The sequence below is a fragment of the Aeromonas sp. A600620 genome (assembly GCF_029479985.1).
GTDB classification, from domain to species: domain Bacteria; phylum Pseudomonadota; class Gammaproteobacteria; order Enterobacterales; family Aeromonadaceae; genus Aeromonas; species Aeromonas veronii_A.
In genome coordinates this window covers 54,296-70,960 of the sequence record NZ_JAAKXB010000001.1, presented here as the reverse complement: position 1 = coordinate 70,960, position 16,665 = coordinate 54,296, and the positions used below count along the sequence as shown (strand labels likewise).

Sequence of the window (16,665 nt, the reverse complement as noted above, 5' to 3'; positions counted from 1 at the left end):
ATCAGAGCTCGAGGATCTCTTTGACAAAGGGAATGGTGAGCTTGCGCTTGGCGCGAAATGAGGCGTTGTCGAGCTGATTGAGAGTGGTGAGCAGGGTTCGCATATCGCGGGAGAGTCGGTTGAGCAGGAAGCGGCCCACATCGATGGGCAATTTGAAGCCCCGCAGCTCGGCACGCAGCTGCAGGGCACTGAGCTTGCCTTCATCATCCAGCTCTTCGAGATGGAAACTGACACCCCAGTCGAGGCGCGAAGCGAGATCCGGCAGTTGCAGTCCCAGTTTACGCGGTGCGCTGCAGCCGGTGACCACCAGCGTCCCCTCGCCCTTCTCCTGCCAGCGGTTGTAGAAATCGAACAGCGCCCGCTCCCACACGGCATTGCCGGCGATCGCCTCGAGGCTGTCGAGACAGACCAGCGGCAGGCTTTCGAGGGCATCGAGCATGCTGGGATCGAGCTGTTCAAACTGATCGAGGGAGAGATAGGCCGCCGCCGCATCGCGGGCATTGACCTCGGCACAGGTGGCATGGAGCAGATGAGAGCGTCCGGATCCCTTGGCTCCCCAGAAATAGAGGAAAGGCGATCCCTGACCGATGGCCGCATTCTTGAGGGCGGTGATCAGATGAGCATTGTTGCCGGGATAAAAACTGACGAAGGTTTCATCATCCGGTAGTTGTACGGCTAAAGACAGTTGGGCCGGTTGCTTCACTCGTTGGGCTTTGACTGTGACATTTGTGGCTAAGTGTATCATCGCAAAGGCAGATAGAGAACCGCCCGGACAAGCTGGGCGGTCTACAAAAGCCTTATAAAATCAGGGCTGCGACCATTGGTAACGCAAACCGCTGCCATTATCGTCAACCTTGCGCAAACGACTCTCAAGCTGCAGCGCCCGTACCAGCTCGGCCAGATCTCCTTGCAGGGTAAAGTTGAAGGTGACCTGGTCCCCCTCCAGCTTGCCGATCGCCACCTTGCTGACGTTGGCCATCCCCTGCAGCATCTTCTGCACGGCGATCATGCTGTCCACTTCGGAGAGGCCATCTACCACCAGGGTCTGGCTGGTTGCCGGACCCGAGATACGGGCACCGTAGTTTTTCACCAGCCAGGCCGCTAGGGTATCAGCAAACCCTTGCGCCACTTCGGCCTGAGTGCCGGTGCTATTGCCACGGGTCAGCTCGGCCACTTCACCGGCCGCCTTGGGGCCGTAGAGTCCCCAATCGATGCTCCACTTGTCACCTTCTGGTGTCAGCTTGCCCAGCACCACCATCTCGGCGCCATAGCGCTGGCTTGCCTGCAAAATCGGGTCGGCAAAGCGTCCCCAGACGTCGGTGGCACTGACCGCCATGTTGTCATCGAGATCCATCAGCGGAATGCTGATGGGCAGCCCCAACGTCTGGGCCTGCTCGCGCAAGGCTTGCGCCCAACCATCGCTGGATTGATCCGCCAGCAGGCGACGCTCCCCCTGATCCACCACCAGCCAGATCGCCATCTGGGGACGCGCCGGGCCAAGCAGGGCAAACTGGCTCTCGGAGACCAGGCTGTTAACCTTGTCACTCTTGAACTCGGCTTTCAGATACTTGACGAAGTCCTGATCCTGATAACCATAGCTTTTGACATAGTCGCCCGGGGCCGCCAGCGCCTTGACCACCACCGGCTGGGTGAGGATGTCACGCTTGCCGGTCACCTTGATCAGCACCTGACCCAGTGCCTGCCCCTGAGCGGCCACCATGTCACCACTGGTCGGGGCCTTGCCCTGATAGAGGTCGGTCACCTGAGCGGCCGAAGCCATGAATGACAAGCCGCAGCAGAGGGCGGTCACAACACGTTTGAACATGAACAGAGTCTCGAAATGGGAGAGTGTGCTTATGGTAGCGGCAAGGCGCATCCTGCGGCAAGGCTGGCACAAGCGGCCACAAACAGCAGAGCCGGCGATGCGCCGGCTCCGATCACCCCTTCCACATGGGAAGCGGGTCAAGGCATAAACTTATTTGGTACCGAAGATCTTGTCGCCTGCATCGCCCAGACCCGGCACGATGTAGCCTTTCTCGTTCAGCCCCTGGTCGACAGAAGCGCAGTAGAGCTCTACGTCAGGGTGAGCCGCTTCCAGCGCCTTGATCCCTTCCGGCGCGGCAACCAGTACCAGCACCTTGATGGATTGGCAGCCTTTCTTCTTCAGCAGATCGATGGTGGCGATCATGGAGCCGCCGGTGGCCAGCATCGGATCGATGACCAGCGCCAGACGCTCTTCGATGTTGCTGACGATCTTCTCGAAATAGGGAACCGGTTGCAGGGTCTCTTCATCGCGGTAGATACCGACCACGCTGACGCGGGCGCTCGGCATGTGCTCCAGCACGCCATCCATCATGCCAAGGCCAGCACGCAGGATGGGTACGACGGTTACCTTCTTGCCTTTGATCTGGTCAACTTCTACTGGCCCATTCCAGCCATCGATGATAACCTTCTCGGTTTCGAAGTCAGAGGTCGCTTCATAGGTCAACAAACTGCCCACTTCTTTGGCCAGTTCACGGAAACGCTTGGTGCTGATATCGCCTTCACGCATCAGACCGATCTTGTGTTTGACCAGGGGGTGTTTGACTTCAACGACTTTCATTATTATCTCCTCTAACCTGCCGCAAAAAAATCGCGGAATCATACAACAAAAGCCACCGCTTGTAGAGCATTTCCGCGCAAAAACGCGCAAACGATTTCCTTTCTGGTTTTTCACCGCCACTGTTAGAATACGCCCCGAATTTTACCCTCCACTTCTTTACATGACGGGGAATACTCGTGACTGACAAAACCTCACTGAGCTACAAGGATGCTGGCGTAGATATCGATGCCGGCAATGCACTGGTTGAACGTATCAAGGGCGTGTCAAAGCGCACTCGTCGTCCTGAAGTCCTTGGTGGTCTTGGCGGCTTTGGGGCCTTGTGTCAAATCCCTGCGGGCTACAAGGAGCCGGTACTGGTCTCCGGTACCGATGGTGTGGGCACCAAGCTGCGGCTGGCCATCGACCTGAAGAAGCACGACACCGTGGGCATCGATTTGGTGGCCATGTGCGTCAATGACCTGATCGTACAGGGCGCCGAGCCGCTGTTCTTCCTCGACTACTATGCAACCGGCAAGCTGGACGTGGACACCGCGGCCGCGGTGGTCACCGGGATCGGTGCCGGTTGCGAGCAGTCAGGCTGTGCCCTGGTGGGCGGCGAGACCGCCGAGATGCCGGGTATGTATGAAGGGGAAGACTACGACATCGCCGGTTTCTGCGTCGGTGTGGTGGAGAAGAGCGAAATCATCGACGGTAGCAAGATCGGTGAAGGGGATGCCCTGATCGCCCTGGCCGCCAGCGGCCCTCACTCCAACGGCTTCTCCCTGATCCGTAAAATTCTGGAAGTCTCCAAAGCCGACGTGCATCAGCCGCTGGGTGACACCACCCTGGCCAACGCCCTGCTGGAGCCGACCCGCATCTATGTGAAACCTGTGCTCAAGCTCATCAAGGAGTGCGAGATCCACGCCCTCTCCCACATCACCGGCGGTGGCTTCTGGGAGAATATCCCCCGCGTATTGCCTGCCAATACTCAAGCGGTGATCGACGAGCAGAGCTGGCAGTGGCCGGCGGTGTTCAGCTGGCTGCAGCAGGCTGGCAACGTCACCCGTCACGAGATGTATCGCACCTTCAACTGCGGTGTCGGCATGATCATCGCCCTGCCTGCCAATCAGCTGGAGAAGGCGCTGACCCTGCTCAAAGCGGAAGGCGAGAACGCATGGCACATCGGTCATATCGCCAAGGCAACAGACGGTGAGGAGCAGGTCGTCATCAAATGATGCGGATCCTCGTCCTAATCTCTGGCAGCGGCAGCAACCTGCAGGCGATCCTCGACCACTGCGCCAGCGACAAGATTGCCGGTGAAGTGGTCGGCGTTATCAGCAACAAGGCCGATGCCTATGGTCTGGTTCGCGCCAAAGAAGCTGGCGTGGCGACCTCCATTCTGGCCCAGCAGCAGTTTGCCAGCCGGGAGGAGTATGACGCCGCCCTGCTGGCGCTGATGGCAGACTATCAGCCGGATCTGGTGGTGCTGGCCGGGTTTATGCGGATATTGAGCGGCGATCTGGTGCGCCATTTCGCCGGCAGGATGATCAATATCCACCCCTCCCTGCTGCCCAAGTATCAGGGCCTGCACACCCACCAGCGCGCCATAGATGCCGGTGACAGTGAACACGGCGCCAGTGTCCACTTCGTGACCGAAGAGCTGGACGGGGGCCCGGTGATCCTGCAGGCCCGCGTGCCCATCTTTGAAGGGGACACGGCGGAGGAGGTAGCGGCACGGGTACAGGCGCAGGAGCACAGCATCTACCCGCTGGTGGTACGCTGGTTCTGCGAAGGCAGGCTGCAAATGGTAGACGGCGCCGTGCAACTGGATGGCGCCCTGCTGGGCCCCGCGGGTTACGCCTGCGAGTAACCGCTAACAACTGCATGTCAGATACAACAAGGGAGGCTTAAGCCTCCCTTGTCATTTCTACCTACCGCACGATAGCAGCGGTTAGGTCGGATTACTCGGCCAAGCGACCCTACACCGGATTGTCGATATCGATAAAGGTGACATCCAGCCCGTGCACGGTCGCCAGCCACTCCCCCAGCGCCTTGACGCCGTAACGCTCGGTGGCGTGATGGCCAGCAGCGTAGAAGTGCATCCCCATCTCGCGAGCGGTGTGAATGGTCTGCTCGGAGGCTTCACCGGAGATAAAGGCATCGATGCCCTGCTCCGCCGCCAGATTGATGTAGCTCTGACCGCCACCGGTGCACCAGGCCACGGAACGGATAAGCTCGGGGCCGCTGTCGCCACAATAGAGTGGTTCGCGGCCAAGGCGTTCGGCAATCAGTTTGGCAAAGTCGGCGCCGCTCATCGGCTCTTCCAGCTTGCCCACCATGGCGACGCTCTTGCTGTTCCACGGCTCCAGACCGCGACGCACCTTGATGTCGAGCAGCTTGGCGAGCTGGGCGTTGTTACCCACCTCGGGATGGACATCCAGCGGCAAATGGTAGGCAAACAGGTTGATATCGTGGGTCAGCAGGGTCTTGAGCCGACGCTGCTTCATACCGGTGATCTGGGCCGGTTCACCGCTCCAGAAGTAGCCGTGATGGACCAGAATGGCATCGGCATCGGCAGCCACCGCCGCGTCGATGAGCGCCTGACTGGCGGTGACACCGGTCACCACCTTGCGAATGCGCTCGCGCCCCTCCACTTGCAAGCCGTTGGGGCAGTAATCCTTGATGGCGTGCGGTTCGAGCAGATGGTTCAGTACGGTTTCGAGTTTTCGATGAGAGATCATAGGGGTCCCTTATTAAGGCTCGGTCCCCTGTTTTACCAATAAAAACAGGGCCCAGGCTCAAAGCGCCAAGGGCCCCATGATAATCGAGCCGGGCCGTCAAGACCATGACAGCCCCCACACCATGACGGTTCTCTTGCCGCTGCCTCAGGCTGGCAGGTCGATCCCCGCCTCCCGCATCTGGGCCAGCTTGTAGCGCAGAGTGCGCGGGCTGATGCCGAGTCGGTCGGCCACCGCCTTGCGGCTGCCGTTACAATCTTGCAGGGTGTCGAGGATGATCTGGTGCTCCTGCTGCTTGAGCTCGCTGCCGAGGCGATCGCCGCCATAGCTGCGCTCCACGCTGACAAACTCCATCTCCTGCTCGTCCAGCTCCTCCAGAATGAGGTGGTCACAATCAATGATCCCGTCGGGGCTGAGGATGAGGGCGCGCTGTACCACGTTATCCAGCTCCCGCACATTGCCGGGCCAGGGGTGGGCCAGCAACCGCTCCCGCGAGGCATCTGTCAACTGTGGTGTCGGCAGCCCCTGCTGACTGGCATGAAGTGCCAGCAGGTGCTCCGCCAGCGGCAGAATGTCGCCGGGCCGCTCACAGAGGGCAGACCAGCGCAGCGGAAAGACGTTGAGGCGATAGTAGAGATCTTCGCGGAACAGACCATCCTGCACCGCTTTTTTCAAATCCCGGTTGCTGGTAGCGATGACCCGCACATCCAGCGGGATCATCTTGCGACTGCCGAGCCGCTCCACCTCTTTCTCCTGCAACACCCGCAGCAATTTGGCTTGCAGCCCCTGATCCATCTCGGTGATCTCGTCAAGCAGCAGGGTGCCCCCCTGCGCCTGCTCGAACTTGCCCGGGCACCCCTGTACCGCACCGGTGAAAGCCCCCTTCTCGTAGCCAAACAGGGTCGCCTCCAGCATGTTTTCCGGAATGGCGGCGCAGTTGATGGCGACGAAAGGCTGCTCGGCGCGGCTGGAGTTGTCGTGAATGTAACGGGCCAGCACCTCTTTACCCGTCCCGCTCGGGCCGGTCACCATCACGGTCGCTTCGCTTCTGGCCACCCGGGTCGCCAGCTGGAACAGCTCGGCAGTTTTGGGATCCCCGTAGACCACGGCACGTTTTTCCACCTTCTGAGCAGGCACATAGCGGCTGACCTGATTGAGCAGCACCTCCGGCGAAAAGGGCTTGGCCAGATAGTCGATGGCCCCTTCGCGCATGGCGCGCACCGCGCCGTCGATATTGGCGTAGGCGGTCATCAGCAACACAGGTATCTGCGGATATTGCTGGCGGATGGTAGCCAGCAGGGTGAGGCCGTCCATTCCCCCCATCTGGATATCGGAGATCACCATGTCAAACGGCTGACGGGAGAGGGCCAGCAGAGCACGCTCGCCGCTGTCCGCTTCGCGGCACTCATAACCGCCGAGCAAAAGGGTATCCACCAGCGCTTCGCGCAGGCCATTGTCATCTTCTACAACCAGGATCCGGGCCTGAGTCATGCTACACCTCCCACGACAGCCAACCTGGCCGCATTGATATGGCTCCCTCTCGGCAGGCACAGCTCCTTAACAAGGCTCATGCTGCACCTCCAAGTTGCACCTGCTGCTGATGCAGGGGGAACGACAGAGTAAAACAGGTGCCTTCACCGGGAACCGAGGCCACACCGACCTCCCCCTGATGGGCACGCACGACGGATTGCACCACCGCCAGCCCGAGGCCAGTGCCTTGGGAGCGGGTGGTAAAGAAGGGTTCGAATACCTGACCAAGCAGGTGAGAAGGGATCCCCTTGCCATTGTCGATGACACGCATCTCCACCCGGACACCACTGCGCACCGCGCTGACCAAGAGTGACGTGGCCCCCGCCTGCTGGGCATTGGCGATCAGGTTGTTGATGGCGCCCGCCAGTGCGCTGCTGTTGGCCAGCAGGCAGAGATCGGGCTCCGGCGCCTCTATGTGCAGTTCGCAGCCCTGTTGCTGACAGAAAGCCTCGGCACCAGCCTGCACTTCAGCCAGCAAGCCCTGTACCGAGATGGGGGTGACCACCTGATTGTCGCCATTGCGGGCAAACAGCAGGATGTCGTTGATCTGCTTCTCCAGATCTTGGAGGCGGGCCATCAGCTTTTGCTGAAACTGGCTGCGGGACTCCGGCTTGAGGGTACGGTTGGCCAGGTTGGCGGCATAGAGCATGGCGGCGGAGAGCGGAGTGCGGATCTGGTGGGCGAGCGAAGCCGCCATATTGCCCAGCGCCGACAGCCGCTTCATGTGGTTGATGCGATCCTGAAGCTTGCGGGTTTCAGTGAGGTCATTGATAAAGACCAGCTGGCCGCTCTGATCCGGCAGCGGCTGGGTAGAAAGCTGGACCCGTCGTCCATCGCGCAGGGAGATCTCGTGGCCATCATCCTCACGTGGTTCAAAACAGCGGGCAATGATGCGGCGCCAGAGCTCTCCTTCCAACGGCTCCCCCAGCAGGGAGATGGCTGCCGGATTCGCGCGGGTGACCACCCCAGCCCCGTCAAGCAGCAACACCCCGGTGGGGAGCGCCTTGAAGATGGCATAGAGCTGGCTCACTTCGTGGGACTGGAGTGGCATGTCCTGCTGCTGGATCGTCATAAACCTGACCTCAAACTGGCTATTTGGTCAGGTCATTCAATTTCCATGCCACTAAAATATGTTAATTAAAACAATAGATTGCATGTTAACGTCAAGGCTTTGACCCTTAAACGTCCTTGCTCATCCCGTACTTTTTCATCTTCTCTACCAGGGTGGTACGGCGCATGCCGAGCAGATCGGCGGCGCGGGCCACCACCCCGTCCTGCGACTCCAGCGCCTGGCGGATCAGCTCCACTTCAAGGTCGGCCAGCATCTCCTTGAGATTGACCCCCTCCTCCGGCAGTTGCATGGTGCGGGCAGAGGCGAGGGGGTGATCCAGCTCCGGCGGCTCCTGGAACACCGCCGCCAGCGCATCCCGCTCATCCATCTCGGTCAGCCGCTCATCCCGCGGCTCGCTCGGCAACAGACGATAACGACTCGGCAGATCCGCCACATCGACGATCTGTTGCGGGTAGAGGATAAGCAGCCGCTCCAGCAGGTTGGAAAGCTCGCGCACATTGCCCGGCCAGGGGTACTGCATCAGCGACTCCAGCGCCCGCTGGGTCAGACGGATCACACTGTGGTGCTGCTCCGCGTGACGGTTGAGCAACTCCTGCAGCAGCAGCGGAATGTCATCGATGCGATCCCGCAGTGGCGGGGTCTCAATGGGGAAGACGTTGAGGCGGTAGTAGAGATCTTCACGAAAACCCTGACTGCGGATCAATGCCTCCAGATCCCGATGGGTCGCCGCAATGATGCGCACATCGGCCTGAATGGGCTTGCCGCCACCGACCCTGTCGAACAGCCGCTCCTGCAATACCCGCAGCAGTTTGACCTGCATCGGCATCGGCATGTCGCCAATCTCGTCGAGGAACAGAGTGCCCCCCTGCGCCAGCTCGAAACGACCGCGACGAGCTGCGATGGCGCCGGTAAAGGCTCCCTTCTCGTGACCGAACAGTTCGCTCTCAAGCAACTCGGCAGGAATGGCACCACAGTTGATAGGCACAAAGGGGCCACTACTGCGGGCCGAGAGTTCGTGAATGGCACGGGCCACCACTTCTTTGCCGGTTCCCGATTCACCAAGGATCAGCACGTTGGCATCGGTCTCGGCCACCTGGCTGATGAGGCGGCGAACCTCCTGGATCCCCTTCCCTTTGCCCACCAGCAAACGCAGCAACGTCTGCCCCTTGTCGTGGGTCTGTTGACGGGGATGGAGAGAGACAAAAGCCTGACAGAAGTGCAGGTGACGAGTCAGCGACTCATAGGTAAAGGGGGCCTGGGCAACACCGATAAAGTTGCTGTTGGGCAGTTCCGCCTCAACCAGCGAGATAAAGGGGGTACGAGGGAAAGCGGCAAGTAACTCGGGCAAGGTGCGACCTGCCAGTTCACCCACCAGCACCCCTTGCAGTGGGCCAGAAGATTCGATGGCGACATCCAGGTCCCCTTCTGCGACATCCTGCCACAGGATCCCCATAAACGTGAGCACGGTTCCCAACTGCTGGCGCCGCTGCGCATCGGCATCAACAATCAACACGCCCATCTCCACCATATCCATCCCTCGCGATATCCTGAACTAACTTATTGTTTTATTTAGTAATAAAACAGCTACTGACTGTCTTTTTGCAGGCACACAAAGTGCCAAAAAACCGACACATTGTCAAAAATTGTCGTATTCAGGCTAAGTGTATCGATAGAAACGGGAGATTAGATAAATTTTGCCGAGGAATTTTCTGCATTGGCGCCGCTAGCAAACGCCGCCAATGGCGGAAAGAAAACTGCCCTCGTCAGAGGGCAGCATGCAATACGGTCAGATGAACTCAGTGGCTGTGGTGGTGATGCGGCGCCGCATAACGACACGCGGGAAAACGACTACAGGCCAGGAAGAGTCGACCGGCGTGGGGGCCTTTTTTCGCCTCCCGCTCCACCAGCGGCGCATCGCAGCGGGGGCAATGCTGCACCTCGAGCTCCTCGTCCTCCTCTACATCGGCGAACAGTCCATCGACCAGCTCACCCTCACTCTGTGGTGTCTCCACCATCCCCTTGGCCCGGATGGCAGGTTCGTGGAGCGACGAGGGCGAGACAGCCTCGGCATGGGCAGTGCGGCCACGCATCCCGGCACCGACATCCACGCCGTCCAGCAGCAGAGGGTTGAACGTCGGCTCGCGGCGCGCCCCGTGCGGCAGATCGTCAATCAAGGGTTCGCTGGTTTTGAGCAGCAGCGGCAAGATCTGTTCGCGCAGCTCTTCCACCAGATAGCTGGCACTTGCCGGGATCTGCAGCAACGGCAGACCGGCACTGTCACAGGCGGTTTTCAGAAAGAGATCCCGCGCCTTGCGCTTCTGATGGCGGTGGGAGCTGTCATCGAGTTCGATGGCACAGATAAAGGAGAGATCAGAAGGGTGGCAAAGCAGATAGTCGAAATGCTTGGCGCTGATCTTGTTGAAGTACTGCTGCCATTTGCTTTTGCCGATCCCGGCCTGCGGCGTCAGCACATCGGCCACCCGCACCTTGGCAAAGACCCGGGCCTTGTCACCCACCGCCAGATCCAGCACCCCGAGAAAGGAGCGCTCGGCGGGACTGAACAGGGTCTCCTGCACATCATAGGGCAGGCGCTTTTGCTGTCTGCCTCTGCTCCAGAAGATCGCCAGCACAAGCAGCGCCAGCAACAACAATCCCGATAGGACAAGGGTATTCATGAGAGCACGATCCAGTTCACGACACGAAAGGGGAATTACTTTACCACAGCCGCCACGGAGCAAGGCAGCAGACCCGTGTATAGAAAGTGAAAAGTCCCGTCTTTTTATCTATTTGTCAGCAGGCGGGGGTTCATATGACCAGTTCCAGCAGGCACAATAGGGATAGAGCAAGAAATCCCATTTCAAGGAGAAGAGCAGGATGCAAAAGCAATTGGTGGTCACCGTGATCGGTGCAGACAAACCCGGGATCGTCGAGAGTCTGGCAGCTGTCATCAGCCGCGAACAGGGCAACTGGCTGGGCAGCGCCATGAGCGAACTGGCGGGCCAGTTTGCCGGTATCCTCCATGTCTCTGTCCCCGATGAGCACTATCGCAGCCTGTGCGAAGCACTGGCCCTGCTACCGGGTCTGACCATCAGCTTTGCCGAAGGGACACCGACCACCGAGCCAGCCCATCAAGTCATGATGACAGTGACCGGCAACGACCGCCCCGGCATCGTCCACGAAGTTGCCAGCATCCTGCGCCAGCTCGAGATCAACGTGGCCGATCTCACCACCGGCTGTGAACCGGCTCCCCACTCCGGCGCCCCGCTCTTCTATGCCCATGCGCTGGTTGCCCTGCCCGAGGGGCTCGCGATGGATACCCTCATCACCGCGCTGGAATCCCTCTCCGACGATCTGGTGGTCGACATCGACGAAGGGTTCAGCGAGCAGTAACAATACTGTCATTTATTTGTCATATATTAACGCCATAACTGCCGCGCAGACGCGACCTGAAACAGAGGCACAAGATGAGCACCGACAAGCAGTATGAAGAGAAAGAGCTGAGCTGGCTCTCATTCAATGAACGGGTGTTGCAAGAGGCAATGGACAAGACGGTGCCCCTTATCGAGCGGGTTCGTTTTCTGGGGATCTTCTCCTCCAACCAGGATGAGTTCTTCAAGGTACGGGTATCGGACGTCAAGCGTCGCATCCTCATCAATGAAGTACATGGTGGCGACGATGAAGCGAAAGTGCTGCTGCGCGCCATCCAGCAAAAAGTGATGGCGCTCGGTGAAGCGTTCGACAACACCTACAAGGAGCTGTTGATTGCGCTCGCTCGCCACAACATCTTCCTGGTCAACGAGAACCAGCTCTCCGATGCCATTCAGAAGTGGCTGCGGGTCTTCTTCAAGGAGAAGGTGCTGCGTCACATCATCCCGATCCTGCTCAACAAAGAGGTCAATCCGGTCAAATTCCTCAAGGATGAGTACACCTATCTGGCCATCGAGATGAAGAAGAACGGTCAGGTGATCCAGTACGCCCTGGTCGAAGTGCCGACCGATGACCTGCCCCGCTTCTTCCAGCTGCCGCCGGAAGGGACCCGCCGCAAGAAGCAAATCATCATTCTGGATAACGTCATCCGCTTCTGCCTCGACGAGATCTTCAAAGGCTTCTTCGACTACGACGAGATTGCCGCCTATGCGGTGAAGCTGACCCGGGATGCCGAATATGATCTCTCCGACCAGCTGGACTTGAGCCTGGTGGACAAGATGAGTGACGGCTTGAAGCAGCGCCTCACCGCCATGCCGGTGCGCTTCGTCTACGAGCGGGAGATGCCCGCTGCCATGATAAGCTTCCTGAAACTCAAGCTGCAGATCAGCTCCTACGACGCCATCATGCCGGGTGGGCGTTACCATAACTTCAAGGATTTCATCGGCTTCCCCAACGTGGGTCGTGACTATCTGGAAAACCCCAAGCTGCCGGCCCTGGATTGCCGCGATTTTGACGGCTTCGTCAACGCCTTCGATGCGATTACCAAGCAGGATATCCTGCTCTACTACCCTTACCACAAGTTCCACCACTTCACCGAGCTGGTGCGCCAGGCGGCGTTCGACCCGGCGGTCAGCGCCATTCGCATCAATATCTACCGGGTCGCCAAGAAGTCGCGGATCATCCACTCCCTCATCGATGCCGCCAACAACGGCAAGAAGGTGACCGTGGTGGTCGAGCTGCGTGCCCGCTTCGACGAAGCGGCCAACATCGACTGGGCCAATATTCTCACCGATGCCGGGGTCAAGGTGGTGTTCGGGGTGCCGAGCCTCAAGATCCACTCCAAGCTCTGCCTCATCACCCGCCACGAAAATGGCGAGGCGGTGCGCTATGCCCATATCGGCACCGGCAACTTCAACGAGAAGACCGCCAAGATCTACACCGACTTCTCGCTGCTGACCCGCAATCCGGATATCACCGCCGAAGTGGAAGGGGTGTTTGAATACATCGAGTACCCCTATAAGCGTTACAAATTCAACCACCTGCTGGTCTCCCCCATCAACAGCCGCCGTCAGCTCTATCGCCTCATCGACAACGAGCTCTCCAACGCCAAGGCGGGCCAGCCGAGCGGCATCATCCTCAAGATCAACAATCTGGTGGACAAGGATCTCATCAACCGCCTCTATGCCGCCGGGCAGGCGGGAGTACCGATCCAGATGATCATCCGTGGCATGTGCGCCCTGCGTCCGGGCGTACCGGGTCTCAGTGACAACATCAAGGTGATCAGCATCATCGACCGCTTCCTCGAGCACCCGCGGGTGATGGTGTTCCACAACAAGGGCAACCCCCAGCTCTATATCTCCAGCGCCGACTGGATGAGCCGCAACATCGACGGTCGGATCGAGGTGGGCACCCCCATTTATGACGAGCGGCTCAAGCAGCGCATCATGGACATTCTCGAGCTACAACTGAGTGATACCTGCAAGGCGCGGGTCATTGATGCCGACCAGCAGAACGAATATGTGAAGCGGGGCAACCGCCGCAAGATCCGCTCTCAGGTGGCGATTTACGACTATCTCAAACGTATCGAGTCAAACAATGGACAATAGTCTCTATGCCGCCGTGGATCTCGGCTCCAACAGTTTTCACATGGTGATCGCCCATCTGAGCGAAGGGCGTTTTCGCATCGTCGATCGCATCAAGGAGCGGGTGCGGCTGGCGGAAGGGATGGATGAGCAGAAGCGGATGAGCCCGGAGGCGATGGAACGCGGCCTCGCCTGCCTGTCACTGTTTGCCGAGCGGCTCACCAACATCAAACCGGATCAGATCCGCATCGCAGGTACCTATACCCTGCGCCGCGCCAGCAACGCCCGCGAATTTGTGAGTGAAGCAGCCAAGGTGCTCAACCACCCCATCGAGATCATCAGCGGGCAGGAAGAAGCGCGACTCATCTATCAGGGGGTTGCCCATACCCAGCATATCGAGGGCCAGGTACTGGTGATCGATATCGGCGGCGGCAGCACCGAGCTCATCATCGGTGAAGGGTTTGAACACAAGGCCCTTACCAGTCGCAAGATGGGCTGCGTCAGCTTTACCCAGAGCTTCTTTGCCAGCGGCAAGCTGAGCGACAAGCACTTCACCAATGCCGTGCTGGAGGCGCAGCACCAGCTCGCCCCCATCGTCAACCAGTACCGCAAGCTGGGCTGGCAGAGCTGCCTTGGCAGCTCAGGCTCCATTCGTACGGTTCGGGATGTTCTGCAAGGTGAAGGGCTGACTGACGGCAGCATTACGCTGGAGGGGCTGGAACAGCTCAAAGCCCTGATGATCGAACGCAAGCGGGTCGATAACCTCAAACTGGCGGGGCTGACCGAGGAGCGTCAGGAGGTGTTTGCCGCCGCGGTCGCCATTCTGCTCGGGCTGTTTACCTCGCTGCCCATCGAGCGACTCGACTACTCTGACGGTGCTCTGCGCGAAGGGTTGCTTTACGAATTCGAGGAGCGCTTGCAGCACCACGATATTCGCGAACGTACCGCACAGGCGCTAGGCATCCACTACCGGATGGACCGCAAACAAGCAGCCCGGGTGGAGCAGAGCGTGCTGACCCTGTTTGATGCCTTGCAAAAGCCCTGGCAGATGGAGATAGAGCCCTATCGCGCCATCCTCGGCTGGGCGGCGCGGCTGCACGAAATTGGCCTTGCCATCAACTACAGCGGCATTCACCGCCACTCCGCCTATATCCTGCAACACACCGACCTGCCTGGCTTCAACCAGGACGATCAGGCGCTGCTGGCTGCGCTGGTACGCTTTCAGCGCAAGGGGCTCAAGCTCTCCGAGCTGCCTCCCCTGCCCAACCACGACATGCAAACGGTGCTGCGTTGCATCCGCATCTTGCGCCTCGCAGTCGCCGCTCACCACAAGCGCCAGGACAACCTGCTGCCCGAGTGGAAAGTCGCGGTACAAGGGGATCAGCTGGTCGTGACCCTGCCGATTGACTGGTGCGAGGAGAACCGTCTCCTGATGCAGAATCTGGAGAAAGAGCATCGTTATTGCCAGGAGCAGGGCTGGCCACTGTTGTTCCAACTCGGCTAAACCGGAAAGATAAATGCAAAAGGCAGCCCACTGGCTGCCTTTTGCATCTCAATCTCCCGGTTACTGCAACTCGGGCAACAACAGCTTGGCCATCTCGAAGTAGATGATAAGGCCGGTACCATCCACCAGCGTCGCGATGAAGGGTGCAGAGACCACCGCCGGATCGATGCGGAAACGACGCAGCACCATGGGAATAATGGATGCGACCGTGGCACTCCAGAGCACGATGGCGATGATAGTAAAGGTCACCACCATGCCAATCTGGGGACCGACGCCGAGACTCCATGCCCGTACCCAGGCCGCCATGGCAATGGCACCCGAGATGAGCAGACCGGTGGAGAGCTCCTTTTTCAGCACTGTGCCGAGATTGCGCAGACTCACCTCCCCGACCGCCATGGCTCGTACTATGGTGGTGGTGATCTGGGTGCCGCTGTTACCGCCAGTACCGATCAGGAGTGGAATGAAGAAGGCCAGCGCGATGGCGGCTTCCAGCTGCTCCTCGAATGCCCGCAACACTGTGCCGGTGTAAGCTTCCGCCACGAACAGGATAAGCAGCCAGCCCACCCGTTTGCGCCACAGCTGCCAGGGCGTCGCCTGCAAGTAAGGGGTATCGAGCGGTGATGAGCCACCCTGCATCTCGGCATCCTCGGTGGATTCAAGCTCCAGAATGTCGGCGGCATCATCGACGTGGAAAATACCGACCAGTCTCCCCTGATCCTCGACCGGCAATACCGACAGGTCGCGGTCGATCAGCAGGCGCGCCGCCAGCTCCTGATCAGCCCGAGCGTTGATCCGCACCGTCTCCCGGTCCATCAGGTTAGCGACACTGGCCTCGGGGTCAGCAATCAGCAAGCTCTTGAGCGAGATACTCCCCTGTAGACGGCCATCCACGTTGACCACATAGATGTGGCGGAACAGCTGGGCATTGTCCCAGGCATCGTGGATCAGCTGCTTGGCCTTGCCGACGGAATCCTGTTCGCTCACTGCCAGATACTCGTGGCGCATATTGGCCCCGACGGACTCAGGCGGCCAATCCAGCAGTGAGTAGTAGATGGCCTGCGCCTGGGTCGGGAAGCGAGCAAGCAACATGGTGCGATCCTGACGACTCAGTTTGCGCAGGATAGCCACCATTTCGCGACGGGGAATAGCCTCCTGCAACACGCTGACGATGCTGCCATGCAGCCGCAGCAAAAGGCGACCGGCACTCTCTGCGGAGAGAGAAGCGATCAGTTCTGCCCCTTCTGACGCAGGCAAGGTGTCAAAGATGCAGTTGAGCTCTTCCGGACGCAGGGTCAGCAGCTGATCGGCGCGCTGAACCGGATCCAGATTGTGTTCCAGCCAGCCTTGCAGGCTGGCGAGATCGAGCAGTTGATGACGGTTGAGAATGGTGTGTGTTTTCTTCATCACAAAGAACCTCATGTGATTTCAGGCAAGCCTGAGCGCGAGCGGAGACCGTTCGCTGTCTGAAAGAAAACAGCAATTTGATTGACGAGTAATAGGCAGGAAATGACGCCGTTCGGCGTGTCATCATCCCCACGTACCAGCTTTAGCACTGCATAACGTATCCGGCATGCCGGAAGCCACTTGGGTTTACACCTTAATCCGATGAAAACTGTCCTGATCTTGGGCGTCTCTGGACGTCGTGAGATCAGTGGCCTGTGTTTATACAGGAGCCTCGCCTAACGAGATGCTGCAAATAATATGCACAACCCTCTGTTGTGCGGGCGGCA

At 59.3% G+C, this 16,665-nt stretch carries 14 protein-coding genes and 1 riboswitch; of the genes, 5 read left to right on the top strand and 9 right to left on the bottom strand.

What is annotated here, in order from left to right; genetic code table 11:
* Position 1: 1 nt before the first annotated feature.
* From hda to upp, 3 genes are all read right to left on the bottom strand, one after another.
* Complete coding sequence (gene hda, locus G5533_RS00320) at positions 2-703, bottom strand: DnaA inactivator Hda (RefSeq protein ID WP_013723920.1); 702 nt, start codon at positions 701-703, stop codon at positions 2-4.
* Positions 704-805: 102 nt separating this feature from the next.
* Positions 806-1,825 (bottom strand): DUF2066 domain-containing protein, encoded by a 1,020-nt coding sequence (locus tag G5533_RS00315; RefSeq protein ID WP_441254261.1) that lies wholly within the window; start codon positions 1,823-1,825, stop codon positions 806-808.
* A gap of 150 nt (positions 1,826-1,975) precedes the next feature.
* Positions 1,976-2,602: a uracil phosphoribosyltransferase gene (gene upp, locus G5533_RS00310; protein WP_005334115.1), complete on the bottom strand. Its 627-nt coding sequence runs from the start codon at positions 2,600-2,602 to the stop codon at positions 1,976-1,978.
* A gap of 176 nt (positions 2,603-2,778) precedes the next feature.
* Between upp and purM the strand changes: the two genes are divergently transcribed.
* Positions 2,779-3,816 carry a phosphoribosylformylglycinamidine cyclo-ligase gene (gene purM, locus G5533_RS00305; protein WP_441254260.1) on the top strand — a complete coding sequence of 346 codons (1,038 nt, stop codon included), beginning with the start codon at positions 2,779-2,781 and terminating at the stop codon, positions 3,814-3,816.
* Positions 3,813-4,451, top strand: coding sequence for a phosphoribosylglycinamide formyltransferase (gene purN / locus G5533_RS00300; RefSeq protein WP_421204661.1), 639 nt, complete (start codon positions 3,813-3,815; stop codon positions 4,449-4,451). The genes purM and purN overlap by 4 nt, the downstream gene beginning before the upstream one ends.
* Positions 4,452-4,560: 109 nt before the next feature.
* Here the strand turns inward: purN and G5533_RS00295 are convergent, their stop codons facing one another.
* The 5 genes from G5533_RS00295 to G5533_RS00275 all read right to left on the bottom strand — a co-directional run bounded on the left by G5533_RS00295 (position 4,561) and on the right by G5533_RS00275 (position 10,596).
* Positions 4,561-5,322 (bottom strand): Nif3-like dinuclear metal center hexameric protein, encoded by a 762-nt coding sequence (locus G5533_RS00295; protein WP_139472862.1) that lies wholly within the window; start codon positions 5,320-5,322, stop codon positions 4,561-4,563.
* Positions 5,323-5,466: 144 nt separating this feature from the next.
* The gene (locus G5533_RS00290) at positions 5,467-6,810 is read right to left on the bottom strand and encodes a sigma-54-dependent transcriptional regulator (protein ID WP_108614389.1); all 1,344 of its coding nucleotides are present in this window, start codon (positions 6,808-6,810) and stop codon (positions 5,467-5,469) included.
* Positions 6,811-6,886: 76 nt separating this feature from the next.
* Positions 6,887-7,921, bottom strand: a complete 1,035-nt coding sequence (locus G5533_RS00285; protein WP_216954098.1) for a sensor histidine kinase — start codon at positions 7,919-7,921, stop codon at positions 6,887-6,889.
* 106 nt (positions 7,922-8,027) lie between these two features.
* Entirely contained in the window at positions 8,028-9,449 is a 1,422-nt protein-coding gene (locus G5533_RS00280; protein WP_216954401.1) for a sigma-54 dependent transcriptional regulator, read from the bottom strand.
* Between the two features lie 268 nt (positions 9,450-9,717).
* Entirely contained in the window at positions 9,718-10,596 is an 879-nt protein-coding gene (locus tag G5533_RS00275) for a DUF2726 domain-containing protein (protein ID WP_270904533.1), read from the bottom strand.
* Positions 10,597-10,795: 199 nt separating this feature from the next.
* Between G5533_RS00275 and G5533_RS00270 the strand changes: the two genes are divergently transcribed.
* The 3 genes from G5533_RS00270 (at position 10,796) to ppx (ending at position 14,935) form a co-directional block, all read left to right on the top strand.
* Positions 10,796-11,311 (top strand): glycine cleavage system protein R, encoded by a 516-nt coding sequence (locus tag G5533_RS00270; RefSeq protein ID WP_441254259.1) that lies wholly within the window; start codon positions 10,796-10,798, stop codon positions 11,309-11,311.
* A 74-nt stretch (positions 11,312-11,385) separates the two neighbouring features.
* Positions 11,386-13,455 carry a polyphosphate kinase 1 gene (gene ppk1 / locus G5533_RS00265; RefSeq protein WP_005350671.1) on the top strand — a complete coding sequence of 690 codons (2,070 nt, stop codon included), beginning with the start codon at positions 11,386-11,388 and terminating at the stop codon, positions 13,453-13,455.
* The gene (gene ppx / locus G5533_RS00260; RefSeq protein WP_441254258.1) at positions 13,445-14,935 is read left to right on the top strand and encodes an exopolyphosphatase; all 1,491 of its coding nucleotides are present in this window, start codon (positions 13,445-13,447) and stop codon (positions 14,933-14,935) included. The genes ppk1 and ppx overlap by 11 nt, the downstream gene beginning before the upstream one ends.
* 60 nt (positions 14,936-14,995) lie before the next feature.
* Here the strand turns inward: ppx and mgtE are convergent, their stop codons facing one another.
* A complete protein-coding gene (gene mgtE / locus G5533_RS00255) occupies positions 14,996-16,339 on the bottom strand; it encodes a magnesium transporter (protein ID WP_216954102.1) in 1,344 nt (447 codons plus the stop codon).
* Between the two features lie 120 nt (positions 16,340-16,459).
* Positions 16,460-16,629: riboswitch (M-box (ykoK) riboswitch) on the bottom strand.
* Between the last annotated feature and the right edge of the window lie 36 nt (positions 16,630-16,665).